Genomic DNA, 19179 nt, shown 5'->3' with positions numbered 1-19179 from the left:
TGATTGGACAAAGACATCGGGAAGTGGATGTCGCGTCGCTGCGGAGCGATCGGAACATCGTTGATGCCGCGCCCGGATCGCCCAGCAACATTGCGACAGCAGGACCGGTGATATACCGGCCAAAGTTGGCGACTCTCACGCCGGTCACCGGAAGATCGGAGAACGGCTTGCGCGTGGTTCCTCTGGGAAGTTGTTGCACCCGGATGCCTACAGGATTTATTGACCGGCCAGCATCCAGCCTGCGGCCTTTTCTGCAATCATGATCGTGGGCGAATTGGTGTTTCCACTGGTGATCTCTGGCATGATCGAGGCATCAACGACGCGCAGCCCAATCACCCCCTTCATGCGCAAATGCGAATCGAGAACGGCGGTTTCATCATCCTCTCGGCCCATCTTGATCGTACCAACCGGGTGAAAGATCGTGCTGGCGATGTCGCCTGCCAAACGGGCCAGTTCCTCGTCGGTTTGATACTGAATGCCCGGCTTGAACTCTTCCGGCTCGTATGCTTCCATCGCGGGCTGAGACATGATTTCGCGTACCTGCCGCAAACTTTGAGCGGCAACCCTGCGATCTTCGTCTGTGTCGAGATAATTGGGAGTAATCTGGGGCGGCTGACGGAAATCCGAAGACGCGATGCGGACATGCCCGCGGCTGGTCGGATTCAGATTGCAGACGCTGACGGTGATGGCAGGGAAATCATGCAGGTCTTCGCCAAACGCCTCAAGGCTCAGCGGCTGGACGTGGTATTCGAGGTTGGCGTGTGGTCTTGCCGGATCAGACCGGGTGAAAGCCCCCAACTGGCTGGGCGACATGCTCATCGGGCCAGAGCGCTTCAGCACATATTCCAGTCCGATCTTGGCCTTGCCTATCAGCGAATTGGCCAGGGTGTTCAGCGTCTTGGTGCCCTTGACCTTGTAGACCGCGCGAATTTGCAGGTGATCCTGTAGGTTCTCGCCCACACAGGGCGCATCCATAACGACATCAATTCCGTGCTTTTTCAGAAGCGCCGCCGGGCCGATCCCCGACAGTTGCAGGATTTGCGGCGAGTTCACGGCGCCCGCAGACAAAACCACCTCCTTTGAGACCTCGACCGCAACGGGCTGTCCTTTGTGGCAGACAACTGCCCCGGAACAATGCAACCGACCGGTCTCGCCTGTTTCGAAAGTCAGTTTCTCAACCTGCGCCTCGGTCCAGATCGTCAGGTTCGGGCGCGACTTGGCGGGACGCAGAAATGCCTTGGAGGTATTCCAACGCCAGCCAGAACGCTGGTTGACGTCGAAATAGCCAACCCCGGCATTGTCGCCGGTGTTGAAATCATCGGTCTTGGGGATGCCGTATTCGACCGCGGCTTCGGCAAAACTGTCCAGAACATCCCAGCGCAGTCGCTGTTTTTCCACCCGCCATTCGCCGCCATGCCCGTGCAGATCGGAAAACCGGCTGTTGTCGCCGGTGCGCGGATCGGCGCCGTCATCCAACCGGTAGTGGTTCTCATGAGCCTTGAAGTCGGCCAGCGCGTTTTCCCAGTTCCATGCCTCTTCACCGGTGAGCTTGGCCCAGTTGTCATAGTCACGGGCCTGGCCCCGCATATAGATCATCCCGTTGATTGAGGAACACCCGCCCAGCGCTTTCCCGCGCGGGTAAAGCAGGCTGCGCCCGTTCAGCCCCTTAGCGGGTTCGGTTTTGTACATCCAGTCTGCGCGCGGGTTGCCGATGCAATAGAGATAGCCAACCGGAATGTGTATCCAAGGATAGGTATCGGGCTTGCCCGCCTCAAGCAGCAAAACCCGGTTCCCTGGATCGGTGCTCAGCCTGTTGGCCATCAGGCACCCGGCCGAACCGCCGCCAATCACAATATAGTCGTACCTGTTTGCGCCATCAGACATCTTTGTCTTCCACCTGTTCTGTCTTTTCGTTGCCAGTTGTGCGCCAGAGGGAACAAGGTATGCTGTTCTCTTGCAGGCTGCACGATTATGCGGCACGTTTTCTCCGCCACAAGCCAACGATGTGGTTCACGCCCCCTCCCGGAACGCTGGTTTTACCGATCTCTGCGGGAGCGGCAGGCAAAAAGCTAATGACAATTTGCACAATACCATATTAGTAAATTTTATATGGACCGGTTTTCGAGCATTAACACCATCCTGGCCTTCGTGACGGTGGCCCGGGAAGGCAGTGTTTCACGCGCAGCCGAGGTGCTGAACCTGACACAGCCGGCCATCAGCCATCAAATCAAGCGTCTTTCCGAAGATACGGGGCTTACCTTGTTCAACCGAACCGCTACCGGGTTGCAGATCACTCATGACGGCACTGCGGTATTAGCGAAGGCTCAACACGTCCTCGATGCAGTCAGTGATTTCCAACGCAGCGCCCGCCTGCGCGTTGGGCGCTTGAGTGGAAAACTGACGATCGGTACGATCGTCGATCCGGAGTTCATCCGGTTGGGGCGTCTGTTGGCGAATTTGCGCGCAGAGCATCCTGATGTTCAAACCGAACTGAAGCACGGGGTCAGCGGAGATATTTTGACATGGCTCAAGCGGGGTCGGGTTGATGCCGGGTTTTACTTGTGTGGGCCCGATGACCTATCCAGCATCGGGTCGGACGGAGACGATCCGGTGCATGCCATCAAGTTGGCCGAATTCACGTATCGCGTGATCGGACCGGCTGGCTGGCAGAAGCAGGTGGAAGAGTCCGACTGGTCTTCGCTTGCAGCCCTTCCTTGGATCGGCACGCCCGAAGCCTCTGTTCACCATCGCCTTCTGGCCAAAGTTTTCGAACGTCACGCCTGCCGCCCGAACGTGGTTGCGCTGGTGGATCAAGAAGCTTCGATGCTTGAAATGGTCAGGTCCGGCATTGGCCTGAGCCTCTGCCGCGAGTCCATCGCGCTGCATCAAAAGCAATCCTTCGGGCTTGCCGTCTGCAATTCCGTGTCTGTTCCTGCGTGTCTGAGTTTCGCGGCATTGGAACGTCGCAAAGACAACCCGATGATAGCCGAGACATTTGACCTGTTGCTCCGGTCCTGGTGATCGCGTCTGGGAGGTTGCAAAATACTTCTGAGGCGTGTTGCAAATTGCCATCCGGCGCGTTCTGCGCGTGGTACGGCGGGCGGCGCTATAAACCTGGTCGGCCCCAAGTGCCATGTTCTGCACAGACAGCAAGTGAGCAAAGGACAACTTATTGCATAGTGGGGTGGGTTTCAAACAATGGGTGGTGACGATATCGGCCCGGCTGCTGCGAAGACCATGCATGGTGCAACCGTGCCGCCTTCGTTTCTTGTCGCGTTCCACGCCAAAAACATTGGGAAAGACGTTCAGACAACCTATGATCTGATCCCGGGCGACGACAAGAAACGACACTGGGTCGAGGGCGGCGATACGTGACGCTTCATCGGCTGTAACCTCTTTGGCGAGCACCCCGAAACGAAGGCCGAGTTCTGCAACCCGCACATAAGATGACGGCAAAGCTCATACGGGAACGGTCAAGCGATCCTGTAATTGACCAACCAAAATGGCAGAGGTCGCGGACTGACTCTGCCTTGTCAGTTTATCTGCCAAAGAACTCAACCACCGCATCCGACGATGCTTTTACCGCCTCGGGTTTGTAGTAGAAGTCCACGTGCGAGAACTGATCAAATGCCAGTTCCTCGTGCTTATTCGTTAGCTTTCCGACAAATTGCGTTGAGCTAGGGGCGGTGAAGGCCGTACTGCTGTAGATGGTCAGGGATGGCTGCGCGATCTTGTCGGCTTAGACTTCTCCGATGGAAAACAGAGACTGCATGCCCCGACCGCCGATGAGCATGTTGGTATAGGTCGGAACCGCCTTCGGCCCTTTGACCCGGATCGTGACTTCGTCGAGCAATTGAAGGAAGCCTTGCGGCGCTGCATTGGGGTGATTACGGAAGAGACGGCCATCGGACTGAATCGGATGGTCATCTCAGAATTGATCCGTGACCTTGACCGGCCCCGGCAATTCTTCACTGAAACCGCGACACTTGATTACCCAATTACCAGGCTGTTCAGCGAAGCCGTGGATGTGGGCGTTATCCGAAAGGCTGATCCGGTTTTTGCAACCAACCAGCTATTGGCGCTGGTAAAGAACTTCTTTTTCTGGCCAGAGTTCTTCCTCGGTAAAAACCCGACGCCCAAAGATGTTTTGGACGATTGCGTCGCGATGTTCCTGGCGCACTACAAAGCAGACGTTTGACGCGTGATCGCGAACGCCCGCTTCGTACCGCGAAATGCACCTTCGAAAGGTTCAGGACTTTGCACCTGCGGCCAAAGTCCGGTCTGGCGGGCGCCGCAGAAGCGATGACCGGTCTGGGCCGCCCATATCGATGCGTCATAGAACCAAAAGGTCGTGGTCATGCGTTGCATCTTGAACGACGATTAATCGCTTGAATTCGCCGCGCTTTCGGAGTTCATCCTTTCATCCAGCGTTTTCAGAAGCCTGTTCAAGTCTTTGGCTTCTGCCGAGGTTAGTCCGCGCAAAAGGTGATGCTGTGTGTCGACATGATCGACGACGGCTTTCTCGATCGTCGCAAATCCGGCTTCTGTCAAACGGATCAGAAACCCGCGTTTGTCTTCAGGGTTTGGCACCCTCTCGACGAGGCCGTGTTTGACGAGTTGATCGATGCGATTGGTCATTGTTCCCGAGGTCACCATGGTCAGATCCAGCAATGCTCCAGGGGATAAGCCATCGGGTTTTCCGGATCTGCGCAGGGTCGCCAGGACATCAAAGCTGGCGGCGTTCAACCCATGAGCCTTCCAGGTTCTTTCCATTTCGCCCCGAAGCTTGGAAGTCAATCGTGACAGCCGACCGATGATTTCCATCGGTCCGACATCAAGGTCGGGCCGGGCCTTGTTCCATTGGGCAATGATGCGGTCTACGTGGTCCATGAAACTATATTGCGGAGTTATCTCTTGACGTCAAGATAAATGGATATATCTTGACATCAAGATAATGGAGGTCCGCGATGAGACATCTCGACATTGCACTAACAGCCATTGCGCCGCTGGTTTGGGGCAGCACCTACTTTGTGACGACGGAATTCCTTCCTTCAGGGTATCCGGTGACGATGGCCGCCCTGCGCGCTCTGCCTGCCGGCCTTCTGCTGCTGGTAATGGCACCGCGCTTGCCGAAAGGAATTTGGTGGCTGCGCATTTTCGTTCTCGGCGCGCTCAACTTCACGCTTTTCTGGACCTTGCTGTTTATCGCAGCCTATAGGCTGCCTGGAGGGGTCGCGGCGACAGTCGGTGCGATACAGCCTCTGATCGTCGTGTTCCTGGCCGCGCTGCTGCTTGGGACAGCGATCAGAGCGTCGGCCGTGATGGCTGCCTTGATCGGCATCTTTGGTGTCGGGCTGCTTGTCCTCGGGTCAGGTATAAGGCTTGATCCCATCGGTTTGATTGCCGGAGTTTGCGGGGCGGCCTCGATGGCGGCAGGCACGGTCTTGACTCGGAAATGGCAACCTCCGGTGCCGCTGCTTACCTTCACCGCCTGGCAACTGACCGCCGGCGGTCTGTTGCTGGTGCTTCTGGCCGTCTTCATCGAGCCGCCGCTTCCAACACTGGATGCACGGAACCTCTCAGGCATCCTCTACCTAGCGCTCATCGGGGCTGCGCTCACCTATATCCTGTGGTTTCGCGGTATCTCACGGATAGAGCCAGGGGCCGTCTCGGCGCTTGGTTTTCTCAGCCCGCTCTCCGCCGTTCTGATCGGTTGGGCATTGCTGGGTCAGGCGCTGACACAGATGCAAATCGCCGGCGCCGCGCTTGTCTTTGCAGCAATCTGGCTTGGTCAAAGAGCGGCGCGTACCCGCCCATCTGAGCTTTTGAAAAACTCCATCCGCCACCCATTGTAAAGGAGAACTCCGATGAAACTCATAGTATTTGGTGCCACCGGCGATGTCGGATCTCGCGTCGTAACGGAAGCGCTTGCTCGCGGGCATCTCGTAACCGCAGCTATTCGAAACGAGGCAGCGATTGCCAAGCTGCCCGAGGGTGTCAGACCGGTCATCGCGGATGCGACAGATCCCGCAACCCTCGTCAAAGCCATGGAGTCTCAGGACCTTGCGATCAGCGCGTTGCGCTCTCCTCCCGGGCGCGAAGGCGAGATCGTGGCTCTGACACGTTCGATCCTAAATGCTGCTTCACGCACGGGTCTTCGGGTGATCATCGTTGGCGGCGCCGCGCGCCTGCATCTGCCAAACGGCAGTCCGCATACGGTTCTGTCAGATCCGGATTTCTTGCCTGACAACATCGTTCCAACAGCCCGCGCATCGATGGCGCAATGGGAGCTCTGCGCCTCTGAAACATCGGCAAATTGGACTTATGCCAGCCCTCCAGCCCTTTTGCAGCCCGGCCCACGCCTGGGCGCGTTCAGAACCGGCACCGACACGCTGCTGGTCGATGAACTGGGCAATTCGGAGATATCGATGGAAGACTTTGCCGTTGCGCTGGTAGACGAGGCACAATCAGCCAATTTCCAGTGTGCTGCGTTCACGGTCGGTTACTAGCACTTGTTCAAGAGCGCCAGGGAAAGGCAGACCGGCCAGCCGACCAGCAGGCCGGGCAGGGACTAGCGGGGGCAGGTCAGACCAGATAAACCGTTTCACCGGTTTCAATTGCCTGTTGTGCCGCTTGCCCCATCCTGACAGCCCAGAGGCCGTCCTTCAAACTTACATCCGGTTTTGCTGTTTCGCCACGAAGCACGGCCAGGAACCCTTTGTGCTGATAATAGGTCGACCCATTGTGATCCCCTGCCGCCAAAAGGGTGGGGTCGACCGGAACGTCCATTGATACCGGACCTTTGGGGTTGCGCGGGCTCAGGATCACCTGCGGCAGCGGCGGGGCACCCAAATGGTCGGGCCAGAATCGTCCGGGTCCGGGAACAAACGCCTCGATCTTGGCGTCCGGTCCGACGGCCGATATTTCTTCTTGGTAGCGTGCGCCTTCGGCAAACATGCAAAGTTCCAACATCGCGCGCGCGCCCGAAGCGAAGTCGACCAGAACATAGCCGTGATCCAGAATATCCGGGGTTTGACCGTCGTAACTTTCGTCCAGATGGTTCACCGCCTGCCCGCCGCTTGCCGTGATGCGCACCGGATCGGATCGCAATATCAGACGCATCAAGTCGAAGAAGTGGCAGCATTTCTCGACGAAAGTACCACCAGTATTTCGGTTGAACCGGTTCCAGTTGCCGACCTTGTTGAGGAAGGGAAAACGATGCTCGCGGATCGACAGCATTTTCACCCCACCTGTCGCCTCGGCCTTGTCGATCAAAGCAGCGATAGGGGGCATATACCGGTATTCCATCGCAACCCAAATCGGGCAGGGGTAGTCGCGCTGCAACTGCTCGAGCCGGGGCGCGTCCTGCGGGTCGGTGAACAATGGTTTTTCTACCAGAAGCGGCAGAGGACGTGTTTCAGCGATTTCGCAGATCTGGTCCACATGAAGATGGTTCGGGCTGACAATGACGACGCAGTCCAGTTCCTCTACTGCCAAAAACTCTTGCACGGAACCTGCCATAGTTGCAGTCGGCGCAATTGCCTTGGCGGCTTTTGCCATCTCCTGATCGGGTTCAAAGATCGCAGCCACTCTGGTACCTTCCAGCAATCCGATATTGTGCAGGTGCTCTTGCCCCATCATTCCGCATCCAATCAGCCCGTAATTGATGGTCCGGGTCATGTGCGTTTCCTTCTACTTCAGACGTTGAACGTAGTTGGCCCGATCCGGGTCGAACCAGGTTTTTGAGAATTCGACGGGTTCGGCGCTTTCCGACCAGCTGAACCGCTCGATGTAACCGACTGCTTGGCCGGCTGGCTTGGTGAAGTCAGAAGGCGTCCAGTCCGGTAGAGGCCGGACCGAAACCCTGTCTTCGGCTCTTGCGATCCAAAAGCCCAACTGGCGCTGATAATAGCGATAGAGCGAGTCGGACAGCAGGCTCTGGTCGATTAGGCCCGCTGATTCGTCCAGCCAGATTTCTTCGACAGCGATGATTGTATCATTCAGGTAGCGCATCCTCCGGACACGCGAACCGGCGTCAGAAGCACCGAATTTTGGCAGATCAACCGGCTTTTTCAGATGGTCAACCGACAGGATATCCGCACGAGGCAGGCCACCCCCTTCGGGCAGTTCCAGCCTGAACATTGCATAGACGCTGTTTTGCGTACCGGTCTCGCGTATGTAGTTCCCCGAGCCTTGGATTCGCTCCAACATCCCCTTTTTTTCTAGCTCTGAGAGCGATTTTCGCAGCGTTCCAACCGAGACATTCAGCTCTGCGGCCATCTCGCGCTCGGGCGGCAATCGTTCACCGTCAATAAGGCGACCAGCCGCGATGTCACGGATCAGAAGTTCCGCGATCTGAATAAATACCGGCAGGGCATTGGGGTTTCGGTTGGATGCAGGCACGGCAGACGCTTCACTCGGTCGCAGGAAAAATTGATACACTATTGATCTACATCAAAGCGATTGCTACGCAAGAGGAAAGTCAAAGATGTACGGAGCGTGAATCAAATGAGCATCGTCCCCATCACATCCCCCGATCTGGATGCGGCCGAAGTTTCGTGGTTCGCTGCCCTGTGTTCCGATGATTACCAGTTCCTTGGCGTTCCCGACGGTGACCTGCGGTCGAGTTGGGAGCATTGCTCGAACATTGTGAAAGAGGCCGAAGCGCAGGGTTTTCGCAACATCCTCTGCCCGTCCTCCTATCAGGTCGGTCAAGACACGCTGAGCTTTGTCGCCGGCTGCGCTCCGATCACCGACCGGATCAACCTGCTGGCCGCCGTACGCTGTGGCGAGATGCAACCGATCATGCTGGCCCGCACCATCGCAACGCTGGACCACATGCTGAAGGGGCGTTTGACGGTCAACATCATCTCATCCGACTTTCCCGGTGAGAAGGCCGACAGCGCGTTCCGCTATCAGCGCTCGCGCGAAGTGGTGGAGATTCTGAAACAGGCCTGGACGCAGGATGAGATCAATCATGCAGGCGAGGTCTACAACTTCTCGGGCCTGACCACCGACCCGGCCAAGCCATATCAGACCGGCGGCCCGCTGCTTTATTTCGGCGGCTATTCTCCCTCTGCCCTGGACCTGTGCGGCGAGCATTGTGACGTCTACCTGATGTGGCCTGAAACCAAGGATCAACTGGCTGAACGGATGAAGGCCGTTCACGCCGTCGCTGAAAACTGCGACCGCACGCTGGATTACGGGTTGCGTGTCCATATGATCGTTCGCGATACCGAGGCTGAAGCACAGGAATACGCGGATTACATCGTCTCGAAGCTGGACGACGAATATGGTCGCGCTATCCGCGAACGGGCGCTGGATTCGACCTCGCTGGGGGTGGCGCATCAGGCCAGAAACCGCGATCTGGCGGATGAATACGGCTATGTCGAACCCGGTCTCTGGACCGGTGTTGGCCGGGCACGGTCTGGTTGCGGTGCCGCTCTGGTCGGATCGACGGATCAGGTTATGTCGAAGGTCGAGGAATACCAGAAGATGGGCATCCGCGCCTTCATCTTCTCGGGCTACCCGCATCTGGACGAAGCCCGCCATTTCGGCGCTCGCGTGTTGCCGAATTTGAAAACCTGTTCTCTTCCCGAAGCTTACGGAAGGGTTCCCAAAACGACCCCGGCCACACCGCTGGGCAACGGAGAACGCCGCTGATGCAACGTGTGAAACTATCTGACTCGCTGGAGATGAGCCGCCTTGTCTATGGCATGTGGCGGTTGGGCGATGACAGTGACACGTCCGCGGGCCATGTCGAGGCCAAGATTCAGACCTGTCTGGATCAGGGTATCACCACCTTCGATCAGGCCGACATCTATGGCGGCTACCAGGCCGAGGCCGTGCTGGGTGCCGCCCTGCGCGCCAATCCAAACCTGCGTCAGAAGATGGAGATCGTCACCAAATGCGACATCGTCGCGCCGGTTGGCCGTTACGCGGATGCGAAGGTAAAATACTACGACACCTCGCGCGCCCACATTCTGAAATCGGTCGACACGTCGCTGTCGGAAATGGCGATTGACCACATCGATCTGCTGTTAATCCACCGCCCGGATCCAATGATGGATCACCATGAAACCGGTGCAGCGCTGGATGAGGTGGTTGCCAGTGGCAAGGTCGGCGCGGTTGGTGTGTCCAACTTCCGCCCTTGGGATTGGTCGTTGCTGCAATCGGCGATGAATACGCCGTTGGTCACCAACCAGATCGAAATTTCTCTGGGTCAGATCAGCCCATTCACCAACGGTGATTTGGCCTTTCACCAACAGCATGGCCATCCGTTGATGGCATGGTCGCCGCTGGGTGGAGGCTTGTTGATGGCCGGAAACCCGCCGGTTGGGGTCGTTGCCGATGAAATCGCAGCCGGGTTCGGCGTAGATCGCGCCGCCGTCGCTGTGGCGTTCCTGCTGGCCCACCCGGCCAACATCCTGCCGGTTCTGGGCACCAACAATCTGGACCGGATCAAACGCGCCTCGGACGCATTGAAAGTCAAACTGGATCGCGAAAGCTGGTTCCGCCTGTACGAGGCGGCACTGGGGCACGAGGTACCATGATGAACGCAATCTCAAAGGACATGACTCGCACCTTCATTCCACATAAGGACGACACACGTACTCTGCGCGACGCCTTCGGCCGCTTTGCAACCGGTGTCACCATCGTGACCTGCAACAGCGCGGACGGTCCGGTCTGCATCACCGCCAACAGCTTTTCGTCCTTGTCGCTTGACCCACCGCTGATCATGTGGGCCGGAGACCGCAACTCGCGTCGCTTCCCCTATTTCCACAAGGCCCGCCATTTCAGCGTGCATGTGCTGTCGTCGGACCAGGCCGAGCTGTGCTTCGGCTGCTCGAAAGACGCATTTGCACTGCGGGACATCAGCCACGAGCGCTGTGAGAATGGGACGCCGGTGTTGGCGGATTGCCTTGCGCGGTTCGAATGCGAACAGCACGCGTATCACGATGCAGGCGATCACGTTATTGTGGTTGGAAAGGTTCTCAAGGCCAGCATGTCGGATGGAGACGCGCTGACATTTTATGCCGGGAAACTCGGCCAATTCGCGAAAGTCTAAGCGCGATTTGATGACCGTGGGGGACACCCACGGCTGACCAAGGGAGGATCCGCATGGGCGGACTGGCATCGGTGCTTGCACCGATTGCATTCGTGAACGAAACCGTGCTGCGTCTGGGCCGGGCGTTTGGTGTTGTTGCGATTGCGCTCATGGTGATCGCAATCTTGATCCAGGTGTTTTTCCGATACGTTCTGGGCAATGCGCTGCCGTGGCCGGATGAGGCCGCGCGGTTCTGCATGTTGTGGATGACCGGTCTAATGGCGCCCACCGCCTTTCGGCGTGGCGGCTTTGTGGCCATAGACATGCTGGAACGCTTCCTTCCCCGTATCATCGGTCAAACGCTGAATCTGTTCCTGCTTTTGCTCTCGTTCGCCGTCCTGCTGGTCGCGGTCAATATCGGCTGGTCCGAGGTTACCGGCTTTGGCGGAAAATTCGCCACTGCCGCGCTGTATTTGCCTACCTCTTTCGGGTTCGATGAATGGTATCGCATTCCGCGCAGTTGGGTGATGGCATCGCTGCTGGTGGGGATCATCCTGCTGATCTCGGTGAATATCGAGCTGATCCTGCGATCCTTCATCACCTTGCTGGGCGGCGGCCACCTGTTGCCTGAAATTCCTGATGCGGCAGTGGGGGCCGAATAAGTGCTGATCTGGTTCCTGCCCACCTTCCTGATTTTCCTGCTGATCGGCCTGCCGGTCTTTTTCGCTTTGCTGGCGGCGCCCGGTATCCTGCTGTGGCTGAACGGCCAGACGAACGACATCACGTTGCTGTATCGCAATGTCTATAACGGCATGGACAGCTTCCCTCTGATGGCGATCCCATTCTTCATGCTGGCCGGAGAGCTCATGAACCGAGGCGGCATCACCATCCGCCTTGTCGAGTTTTCGCAGGCTCTGATGGGTCATCTGCGCGGTGGTCTGGCGCATGTGAACGTGCTGAGTTCGATCCTGTTTGCGGGCCTCTCGGGATCCGCCGTGGCGGACACCTCGGCGCTAGGGTCGATGCTGATCCCGGCGATGGAGAAACAGGGTTATACCCGGAAATTCGCCGCCGCGATCACGGCGGCAAGTTCCGTGATCGGGCCGATCATTCCGCCCTCGGGCATCATGATCATCTACGCCTATGTGATGGGCGAAAGCGTGGCCGCGTTGTTCCTTGCGGGGATCGTGCCGGGCGTGATGGTCGGTGTCGGTCTGATGCTGATGATCAAACTGATGGCCGACCGCTATGACTTCCCCGTCGCCAGCCGCAAATACTCATGGCCCGAGCGGCGTCAGGCCAGTTTGAAGGCCTTTTTCCCATTGATGACACCGGTCATCATTCTGGGCGGTATTCTGGGTGGTATCTTCACACCGACCGAGGCTGCGGCAGTCGCCGTGGGCTATGCCTTCATCATCGGGTTCTTCATCCTGCGGACATTGACATGGAAAGAGGTCCCCGAGGTGCTCAGCAATGCAGGCATGACTTCAGCCGTTGTTCTGCTGCTGGTTGGTGCTGCGATGGCGTTCAAGACGGTCGTCAGCCTCAGCCATGCGCCGGAACAACTGGCCTCGCTGATCCTCAGCCTGTCAGAAAACCCGCTGATCCTTTTGTTCCTGATCAACCTGCTGCTGTTCATCGTCGGCATGTTCCTGGACGCAGGCCCCGCGATCATCATCCTTGGACCAATCCTTGGACCGATCTTCACCAGTCTCGGCGTCGACCCGATCCATTTCGCCATCATCATGAGCGTCAACCTGACCGTCGGCCTCGCCACCCCGCCAATGGGCCTTGTGCTGTTCGTGGCCGCCGCCGTATCGCGCGAACGGGTTGAAACCATCGCCAAGGCGATCCTGCCGTTCCTGGCGGTCGAAATCATCGTGATTTTCCTGATCACCTACATACCCGCACTATCCATGACGATCCCGAGGATAACGGGATTTGCCAACTAACTGAGTTCCACAGGGAGGAAACGCATGCTCAGAGAATTCATCAAAACCGCAGCGGTGGCCACATCGCTGGTGGCGGCGTCCGCCATGGCTGCGACAGCCGCCGATTATACGCTGCGCGCAACCGCAAATTCGAACGAAAACGATGAGGATTATGACGGTCTGATCGTCTTCAAGAACTATGTCGAATCTGCCTCGAACGGCGCGATCGAGGTCGAACTGTTCATCGGCACACAGCTCTGCTCGAACGGGGCCGAATGCTTGCAGGGCGTGGCAGACGGCACCATCGACATCTACATCTCGACCTCGGGCGGTGCCTCAGGCATCTTTCCTTACGTGCAGGTTCTGGACCTGCCTTATCTGATGGCCGATGACCGCATTGCCGAGCATGTCCTGTCGGGCGATTTCACCCGCACAATGCGCGACATGGCGCTTGAGGACTCGGGCAGCGCAATCCGTCTGATGACCATCGGCAACACAGGCGGCTGGCGCAACTTTGCCAACACACAGCGCCGCATTGCCGAGCCTGCGGATATGGAAGGTCTGAAAATCCGCACCGTCGTGGCCGACCTGCCGCAGGAACTGGTCAAGGCGCTGGGTGCGTCGCCCACCCCGATCCCGTGGCCGGAACTGTTCACCAGCTTCCAGACCGGTGTCGTTGAAGGATCCAAGAACGGCATCACCGACATCATGGGCATGAAATTCCCGGATGCGGGCCTGCAATACGTAACGCTGGACGGCCACGCCTATATGGGCGCATTGTGGTGGATGAACAACGCCAAGTTCCAGGAGATGCCCGAGGATCTGCGCCGCGTCGTGGTCGACGGGTTCTATGCCCTGCAACAGGCCACTTTCGCCTCCCCCAAGCGCAAGTCGATCCAAGCCTATGAAGATTTCGTCGCCGGTGGCGGAGACCTCTATGTGCTGACACCCGATCAGAAGGCTGCGTTCAAAGAGGCCGCAACGCCAGTCTATGATTGGTTCCAGTCCAACGTTGCGCGTGGCGACGAGATCTTTGCTGCACTGACCGAGGCGGTCGCGGCGGCTGAGGCGGACGTCAACGCCGCTCGTGATGCGGATCTGAAGTGAACGGTTGGGCCGGGCTTTGCGGCCTGGCCCTCACCGAAACGGGTACATCCACCCTTTGTAGTCGTTGACCAGAACATGCGCCTTTTCGATCTGCTCCGGCGACATTTTCTTGACCACTTCCTCAAGGCTGATCGCCGCGTCGGGGTCGCCGCCAATGGCGCTGAGCGTGTACCACATATACGCACGCACCAGATCGGGCGCGGGCATGCCCAGACCCAATTCATAGTACCAGCCAACGCCCGATTGCGCCCCCGGATGCCCCTTCATCGAGGCGCGCAGATACCATTCAAAGGCCCGTTCGTAATCCTGCTCGACTCCCAAACCCAGCCCGTACATCACGCCGATCAACTCTTCAGCCTCGGCGTTGCCCGAGCGCGCGGCTGGAAGAAGTTCCTCGCGCGCAGCTGCAAACTGTCCGGCTTCCATCATATCGCGCGCTTGTTCCAGTTCAGCCAGAGCAGGAGACGCAAATACGCAAAGGGCAAAAACAAGCTGGCGCATGGGATGGTTGCCTTCTTTTGGGTCGGGGCCGCTGTGGCACAGGATTTGCCGCGCCCGCTGACCGATGATGACTTTATCCCCTTTGATATGGAACAGGCCGCCATCGGTCATCAACTGTTTTACGACCCGATCCTGTCAGGCAACCGCAACATCGCCTGCGCCCATTGTCACCACCCGGATTTCGGCACTTCGGACGGGTTGTCGCTGGGCATAGGAGAAGGCGGGCAGGGGTTGGGGCCGGACCGCACACCCGGCACCGGGGCCGACAGAATACGCAAGCGCATCCCTCGCAACTCTCCGGGCCTGTGGAATCTTGGGGCCAAGGACATACACACCGTCTTTCATGACGGCAGGCTGAGCATTTCCGACGTCTACGGCAACGGCTTCAATTCCCCGGCGCAGGAGTGGCTGCCCGAGGGCCTGAACTCCCTGCTGGCGGCACAGGCTCTGTTCCCCCTGACCTCACAATTCGAGATGGCGGGCAATGTGGCCGAAAATGAAGTCACAGGCGCGGTGCATGATCGTATCGACAAGGGCTGGCCCATTCTGGCGAAACGCGTCCGCACCGATCCTCGCTATGGTCCGGCCATCGTCGCCGCCTTTGATGAGGTCGAGACGACCGAGGACATCATGATCACGCAAGTCGCCAACGCTCTGGCCGCTTTCATGGCGATCGAGTGGCGTAGCACTGACAGCCCGTTTGACCACTATCTTGCGGGCGACATGAATGCCCTTTCACCTGCGCAAATCGAGGGGATGAGGCTGTTCTACGGAAAAGCCCGCTGCTCCGCCTGCCACCGCGGACCGCTCATGTCAGATCAGAAGTTCCATGCACTGGGCTTGCCACCCTTTGGGCCGGGTCGCACCCGGCAGTGGGATCCCTTCGTCCGGGATGTCGGCCGCATGGGTGAAAGCAACCGCCTTGAGGATGCCTACAGGTTCCGTACCCCGATGCTACGCAATGTTGCCCTGACCGCGCCTTACGGTCACAATGGCGCTTTCCCCGATCTTGAAAGCGTCATTCGCCATCATTTGGATCCGCAGGCCAGCCTGGACAAATGGACCCCTCAAATGGCTGCCTTACCCAAGGTGCCATGGTTGCAAAAAACGGATTTTCTGGTTTGGCAGGACCAATATGAAATGGCACGTCAACGCAAGAAAATTGATATTGATCCGATCCAGCTTGCGGAATTGGAAATCGAAAACCTGATTGCTTTTCTGCATTCGTTGACAGGTCGCAGCGTAGACTCTCCGATATTCGGTGTGCCGAAAGGATTTACTCCTTAGGGTCTGGATGCATTGATTTTCAAAGCGCTGCATGATTCACGGTTCGAAAAACGGAGCGGTGATATGAGCGACCTTTTCTGGCTGACTGACGAGCAGATGGCCAAACTTTCCCCTTTCTTCCCGCGGTCGCATGGCAAGCCACGGGTCGATGACAAGAGGGTGCTGAGCGGGATTATCTTCATCAATCGCAATGGGTTGCGGTGGCGTGACGCTCCCAAAGAATACGGACCGCACAAGACGCTTTATAGCCGGTGGAAGCGTTGGAGTGAGAAAGGTATCTTCGCTCGGATGATGGTCGGCTTGGCAGCCGAACACGGCGAGGAAAAGACCGTGATGATCGACGCGACCTATCTGAAAGCACATCGTACCGCGACCAGCATGGCCGCGAAGAAGGGGGGCGTGGTCGCCTGATTCACTGCACGGCAGGCGCATCCGAAGGATGCTGCCGAGAGGGGGCCGAACCAAGGGCGGCATGAATACCAAACTGCATGCTATCTGTGACAGCCAAGGGCGACCGATCAGCCTATTTGTCACCGCTGGCCAAGTCAGTGACTACATCGGTGCGCGAGCGCTAGTGAGCAGTATTCCAGATGTCGACTGGCTGCTCGGGGATCGTGGCTATGATGCAGACTGGTTCCGAGATGCGTTAAAAGACAAAGGGATACGCGCCTGCATCCCAGGTCGAAAGCAACGCAAGACAACCGTGAAGTATGACAAGCGCCGATACAAACGGCGCAACCGTATTGAGATCATGTTTGGTAGGCTCAAGGACTGGAGGCGCGTCGCGACACGTTATGATCGCTGTCCCAAAGTCTTCCTCTCCGCAATCGCCCTCGCAGCAACCGTCATCTATTGGTTATGAATACTGACCCTAGGTCCGTTTCGAGCCGATCCTCAACGGCATTATCCGTCCCGGTATGACGACCTCGCCAGATTGGTATTGCTTGGGGTGTCCTCACACTCGACTCTTAATCTGCCTCACTCCACAAGGATTGTGAGACGCAAACTTGTATTGCCCTCCTTCCGAGGCCCACGCATAAGCGTGGGTTTTCGTTTTTCTGGATGTAAGCTTGACTTGGGTTGTGTATTTGACAGCAACGACAGAAATGTGATCCGCGCCGGAAGCCGGGCTTTGCACAGTGCGCGTATCTGCGCGCCGTCGGATTAATTAAGCTGAAGACCGTGGCCAAGCGTTCGCAATTTACGACCCCAATGATGGGCTGAGCCGCAAACCTCCAATGCCAGCCACTCAGCGTAGGACCGTCTATTATAAATGGGAGTGACTTGGTGCGCTTGATTTCCTTATTAAGGATCCGCCGCTCGGTGGCTAAAACGCAGTGTACCTGAAAAACGTCCTTAGCCAGATCCAGACCTACATTTCTTCTCCGTAATTGGATGGCTCCTCTCTTTGCAGTCGATAACAACTGCACTTTGGCGCGTTCGATGCCGACGAAGGAGGAACTATCCACCTCATCCGGTAAGGACCGATTACTTCAAAAAGAGCGTTTGAAGTAGCAGTAATTCAGACTGCGAGAAGTAACTTTTGTTGGCGGAAAGGTAAGTTAACTGGTCAAAAGGCAAAATATCTCTGCATTTGACAAGTTGATTTCATTGGTCGGAGTGAGAGGATTCGAACCTCCGACCCCTGCCTCCCGAAGACAGTGCTCTACCAGGCTGAGCTACACTCCGACCGTGGCGGGTGATCTATACGCGGCGGGTCTGATGCGCAAGAGGATTTTGTAATGCGACCACCCGAATCTTTCGATCTCAACACCCAAAAATATATGGCAGCGGACCAATGGGCACGGAACCCAGTGATCTAAGCAGGTCGCCGTGTTTATGGTTCGCAAAAACGAGCGTTTACATGTTTGCGTTCTGCTGTTGACCGGCGCGCAAAGTGTCCGCCAAACTGTTCACCCCCCCCCGCCGGGCAGGTCGCGATGGCACCGGTGTTAAAACGTTGGCTGGATGACAGGCTTGTTGAAAGGCAACGGAATCGCAACCTATTGCGGTGGAAACCCTGTGGTTTCTTTGTCCGCTTTCGCCCGCGCAGCCATCGTCATCAATTGGTTGTGAAGCGTCCCAGGCAATCACGGCAAGGGATCTGTTTTGTACAGACGAATTTTGGTTCCACCATGGTCGACGACCGGTCCTGGCGCCAGCAAAGGCAGGCGTGTGGCCCGGGCAAGCCCCGGAGCACTGGTGATCACGCCGACCCGCCATCCCTGGAACCGGTTCATCAGGGTTTTGCCCATCGCGCCATAGACCGAGCGCAAGCGTCTTTCGTCACCAATTCGCGCCCCGTAGGGCGGGTTCACAATGACCAGCCCCGCAGGACCTTCGGGGGGTTTTATGTCGCTGACGGAACGCTGTTGAAACCGTGTCACGGCACCGACTTGGGCCCTTTCGGCATTGGCAGTCGCCGCGTCAACCGCGCCCGAGTTGCGATCCGAGCCGTAGAAGGTAAGCGCGCATTCCGCCGCCTTCGTTTCCCGTCGCATTTCCTGCCACTGATCAGGGTCAAAGCCCGCCAGGTCCTCGAATGCAAAACCGCGGGAGCGGCCAGGGCGCAGACCCAGAGCGATCTCGGCGGCCTCGATCACGAAGGTACCCGATCCGCACATCGGGTCCAGTACGGGTTCATCGCCCGAGTAGCCACATTCTTTCAGGAACATGGCGGCCATTGTTTCGCGCATTGGGGCCTTGGCAATGGCTTCCTTGTGACCGCGTTTGTGCAACAGCTCGCCGGAACTGTCGACCGAGATCGTGCAGATGTCTTTTTCGATTCGAAGCAACACCCGAAGGTTTGCCTCGGATGAAATCGTGGTGCCCAATGTCTCGGATATTGCCCGCTCGATCCTCTGACGAGCTGCACCGGCGTGATAAATTCTGGATTTGCGGCTGATGGCTTCCACCTTGACCGGCACGTCAGGACGCAAAACGGTGCCCCAAGGAAATTTCCGAGCACGTTTGTCCAATTGGGCAAGGTGCACGGCGGGGAAGCTGCCCAGTCGCACCAGAACCTTGTTGGCGCCGCGCAATGTCAGGTTGGCGCGCCAGACCTCGGGCCATGAACCCCGGCATGTTACCCCGCCGGGTACAGTTCTGACCTGCGCGAATCCGTTGAATTGCGCCTCGTCACCAAGAGGCGCCTCGAGGCCCGGCGTGGCAACCAGAAAGATTTCCAAATCTGTGTCTTTTTCCATTCCGGTTGCTTACACTGGAACCCTGGTGGGCGCGATATGCAATTATACGCCATGGATTCAGAAGAAATGACCGATCAATCGCAGGATTGTGTGGTTCATC

18 protein-coding genes, 1 tRNA gene and 1 pseudogene are annotated in these 19179 nt (G+C 57.6%); 13 read left to right on the top strand and 7 right to left on the bottom strand.

Features of this window, described 5'->3' with window-relative positions; all coding sequences use genetic code 11:
- Positions 1 to 216: 216 nt before the first annotated feature.
- Positions 217 to 1884 carry a GMC family oxidoreductase gene (locus tag ACR0FB_RS04730; protein ID WP_210092976.1) on the bottom strand — a complete coding sequence of 556 codons (1668 nt, stop codon included), beginning with the start codon at positions 1882 to 1884 and terminating at the stop codon, positions 217 to 219.
- Between the two features lie 225 nt (positions 1885 to 2109).
- Between ACR0FB_RS04730 and ACR0FB_RS04725 the strand changes: the two genes are divergently transcribed.
- From ACR0FB_RS04725 to ACR0FB_RS04715, 3 genes are all read left to right on the top strand, one after another.
- Positions 2110 to 3021 (top strand): LysR family transcriptional regulator, encoded by a 912-nt coding sequence (locus tag ACR0FB_RS04725; RefSeq protein WP_480620254.1) that lies wholly within the window; start codon positions 2110 to 2112, stop codon positions 3019 to 3021.
- A gap of 177 nt (positions 3022 to 3198) precedes the next feature.
- Positions 3199 to 3375, top strand: a complete 177-nt coding sequence (locus ACR0FB_RS04720; protein WP_480620252.1) for a hypothetical protein — start codon at positions 3199 to 3201, stop codon at positions 3373 to 3375.
- 478 nt (positions 3376 to 3853) lie between these two features.
- Positions 3854 to 4198 carry a TetR/AcrR family transcriptional regulator C-terminal domain-containing protein gene (locus tag ACR0FB_RS04715; RefSeq protein WP_210092974.1) on the top strand — a complete coding sequence of 115 codons (345 nt, stop codon included), beginning with the start codon at positions 3854 to 3856 and terminating at the stop codon, positions 4196 to 4198.
- A 182-nt stretch (positions 4199 to 4380) separates the two neighbouring features.
- Here ACR0FB_RS04715 and ACR0FB_RS04710 read toward each other — a convergent pair whose 3' ends face one another.
- A complete protein-coding gene (locus ACR0FB_RS04710) occupies positions 4381 to 4890 on the bottom strand; it encodes a MarR family winged helix-turn-helix transcriptional regulator (protein ID WP_480488297.1) in 510 nt (169 codons plus the stop codon).
- Between the two features lie 77 nt (positions 4891 to 4967).
- On the opposite strand from ACR0FB_RS04710, the gene ACR0FB_RS04705 reads away from it, so the two are divergent.
- Complete coding sequence (locus ACR0FB_RS04705) at positions 4968 to 5855, top strand: EamA family transporter (RefSeq protein ID WP_480620249.1); 888 nt, start codon at positions 4968 to 4970, stop codon at positions 5853 to 5855.
- Positions 5856 to 5867: 12 nt separating this feature from the next.
- The gene (locus tag ACR0FB_RS04700) at positions 5868 to 6509 is read left to right on the top strand and encodes an NAD(P)-dependent oxidoreductase (RefSeq protein WP_480488293.1); all 642 of its coding nucleotides are present in this window, start codon (positions 5868 to 5870) and stop codon (positions 6507 to 6509) included.
- Between the two features lie 76 nt (positions 6510 to 6585).
- On the opposite strand, the gene ACR0FB_RS04695 is transcribed toward ACR0FB_RS04700, so the two are convergent.
- Complete coding sequence (locus tag ACR0FB_RS04695; protein WP_480620248.1) at positions 6586 to 7680, bottom strand: Gfo/Idh/MocA family protein; 1095 nt, start codon at positions 7678 to 7680, stop codon at positions 6586 to 6588.
- 12 nt (positions 7681 to 7692) lie between these two features.
- On the bottom strand, positions 7693 to 8403 hold the full coding sequence (locus ACR0FB_RS04690) for a GntR family transcriptional regulator (protein ID WP_480620247.1): 711 nt from the start codon (positions 8401 to 8403) through the stop codon (positions 7693 to 7695).
- A gap of 105 nt (positions 8404 to 8508) precedes the next feature.
- On the opposite strand from ACR0FB_RS04690, the gene ACR0FB_RS04685 reads away from it, so the two are divergent.
- From ACR0FB_RS04685 to ACR0FB_RS04660, 6 genes are read left to right on the top strand one after another with little or no spacing between them, the layout of a single operon-like run.
- On the top strand, positions 8509 to 9663 hold the full coding sequence (locus ACR0FB_RS04685) for an LLM class flavin-dependent oxidoreductase (protein ID WP_480488289.1): 1155 nt from the start codon (positions 8509 to 8511) through the stop codon (positions 9661 to 9663).
- Positions 9663 to 10553 (top strand): aldo/keto reductase, encoded by an 891-nt coding sequence (locus tag ACR0FB_RS04680; protein ID WP_171638390.1) that lies wholly within the window; start codon positions 9663 to 9665, stop codon positions 10551 to 10553. Before ACR0FB_RS04685 ends, ACR0FB_RS04680 begins: the two co-directional genes overlap by 1 nt.
- On the top strand, positions 10553 to 11068 hold the full coding sequence (locus ACR0FB_RS04675) for a flavin reductase family protein (protein WP_480894226.1): 516 nt from the start codon (positions 10553 to 10555) through the stop codon (positions 11066 to 11068). Before ACR0FB_RS04680 ends, ACR0FB_RS04675 begins: the two co-directional genes overlap by 1 nt.
- A 53-nt stretch (positions 11069 to 11121) precedes the next feature.
- Entirely contained in the window at positions 11122 to 11709 is a 588-nt protein-coding gene (locus ACR0FB_RS04670; RefSeq protein WP_480620245.1) for a TRAP transporter small permease, read from the top strand.
- On the top strand, positions 11710 to 12999 hold the full coding sequence (locus ACR0FB_RS04665) for a TRAP transporter large permease (protein ID WP_480620243.1): 1290 nt from the start codon (positions 11710 to 11712) through the stop codon (positions 12997 to 12999).
- A 24-nt stretch (positions 13000 to 13023) separates the two neighbouring features.
- A complete protein-coding gene (locus tag ACR0FB_RS04660; protein ID WP_480620241.1) occupies positions 13024 to 14085 on the top strand; it encodes a TRAP transporter substrate-binding protein in 1062 nt (353 codons plus the stop codon).
- 30 nt (positions 14086 to 14115) lie between these two features.
- Here the strand turns inward: ACR0FB_RS04660 and ACR0FB_RS04655 are convergent, their stop codons facing one another.
- Positions 14116 to 14586 carry a tetratricopeptide repeat protein gene (locus tag ACR0FB_RS04655; protein ID WP_171230701.1) on the bottom strand — a complete coding sequence of 157 codons (471 nt, stop codon included), beginning with the start codon at positions 14584 to 14586 and terminating at the stop codon, positions 14116 to 14118.
- Positions 14587 to 14589: 3 nt separating this feature from the next.
- On the opposite strand from ACR0FB_RS04655, the gene ACR0FB_RS04650 reads away from it, so the two are divergent.
- Both ACR0FB_RS04650 and ACR0FB_RS04645 read left to right on the top strand, forming a co-directional pair.
- Complete coding sequence (locus tag ACR0FB_RS04650; RefSeq protein ID WP_480620239.1) at positions 14590 to 15873, top strand: cytochrome-c peroxidase; 1284 nt, start codon at positions 14590 to 14592, stop codon at positions 15871 to 15873.
- Positions 15874 to 15936: 63 nt separating this feature from the next.
- Positions 15937 to 16735 (top strand): annotated as a pseudogene (locus ACR0FB_RS04645) (IS5 family transposase).
- Positions 16736 to 17485: 750 nt separating this feature from the next.
- Here ACR0FB_RS04645 and ACR0FB_RS04640 read toward each other — a convergent pair.
- Positions 17486 to 17562, bottom strand: a tRNA-Pro gene (locus ACR0FB_RS04640).
- A gap of 401 nt (positions 17563 to 17963) precedes the next feature.
- Positions 17964 to 19079, bottom strand: coding sequence for a THUMP domain-containing class I SAM-dependent RNA methyltransferase (locus ACR0FB_RS04635; protein ID WP_171723831.1), 1116 nt, complete (start codon positions 19077 to 19079; stop codon positions 17964 to 17966).
- Positions 19080 to 19179: the final 100 nt, after the last annotated feature.

Source organism: Ruegeria sp. P10 (assembly GCF_056534925.1).
Note: the sequence above shows the minus strand (reverse complement) of the source record. Positions and strands in the feature narration are given on the sequence as shown.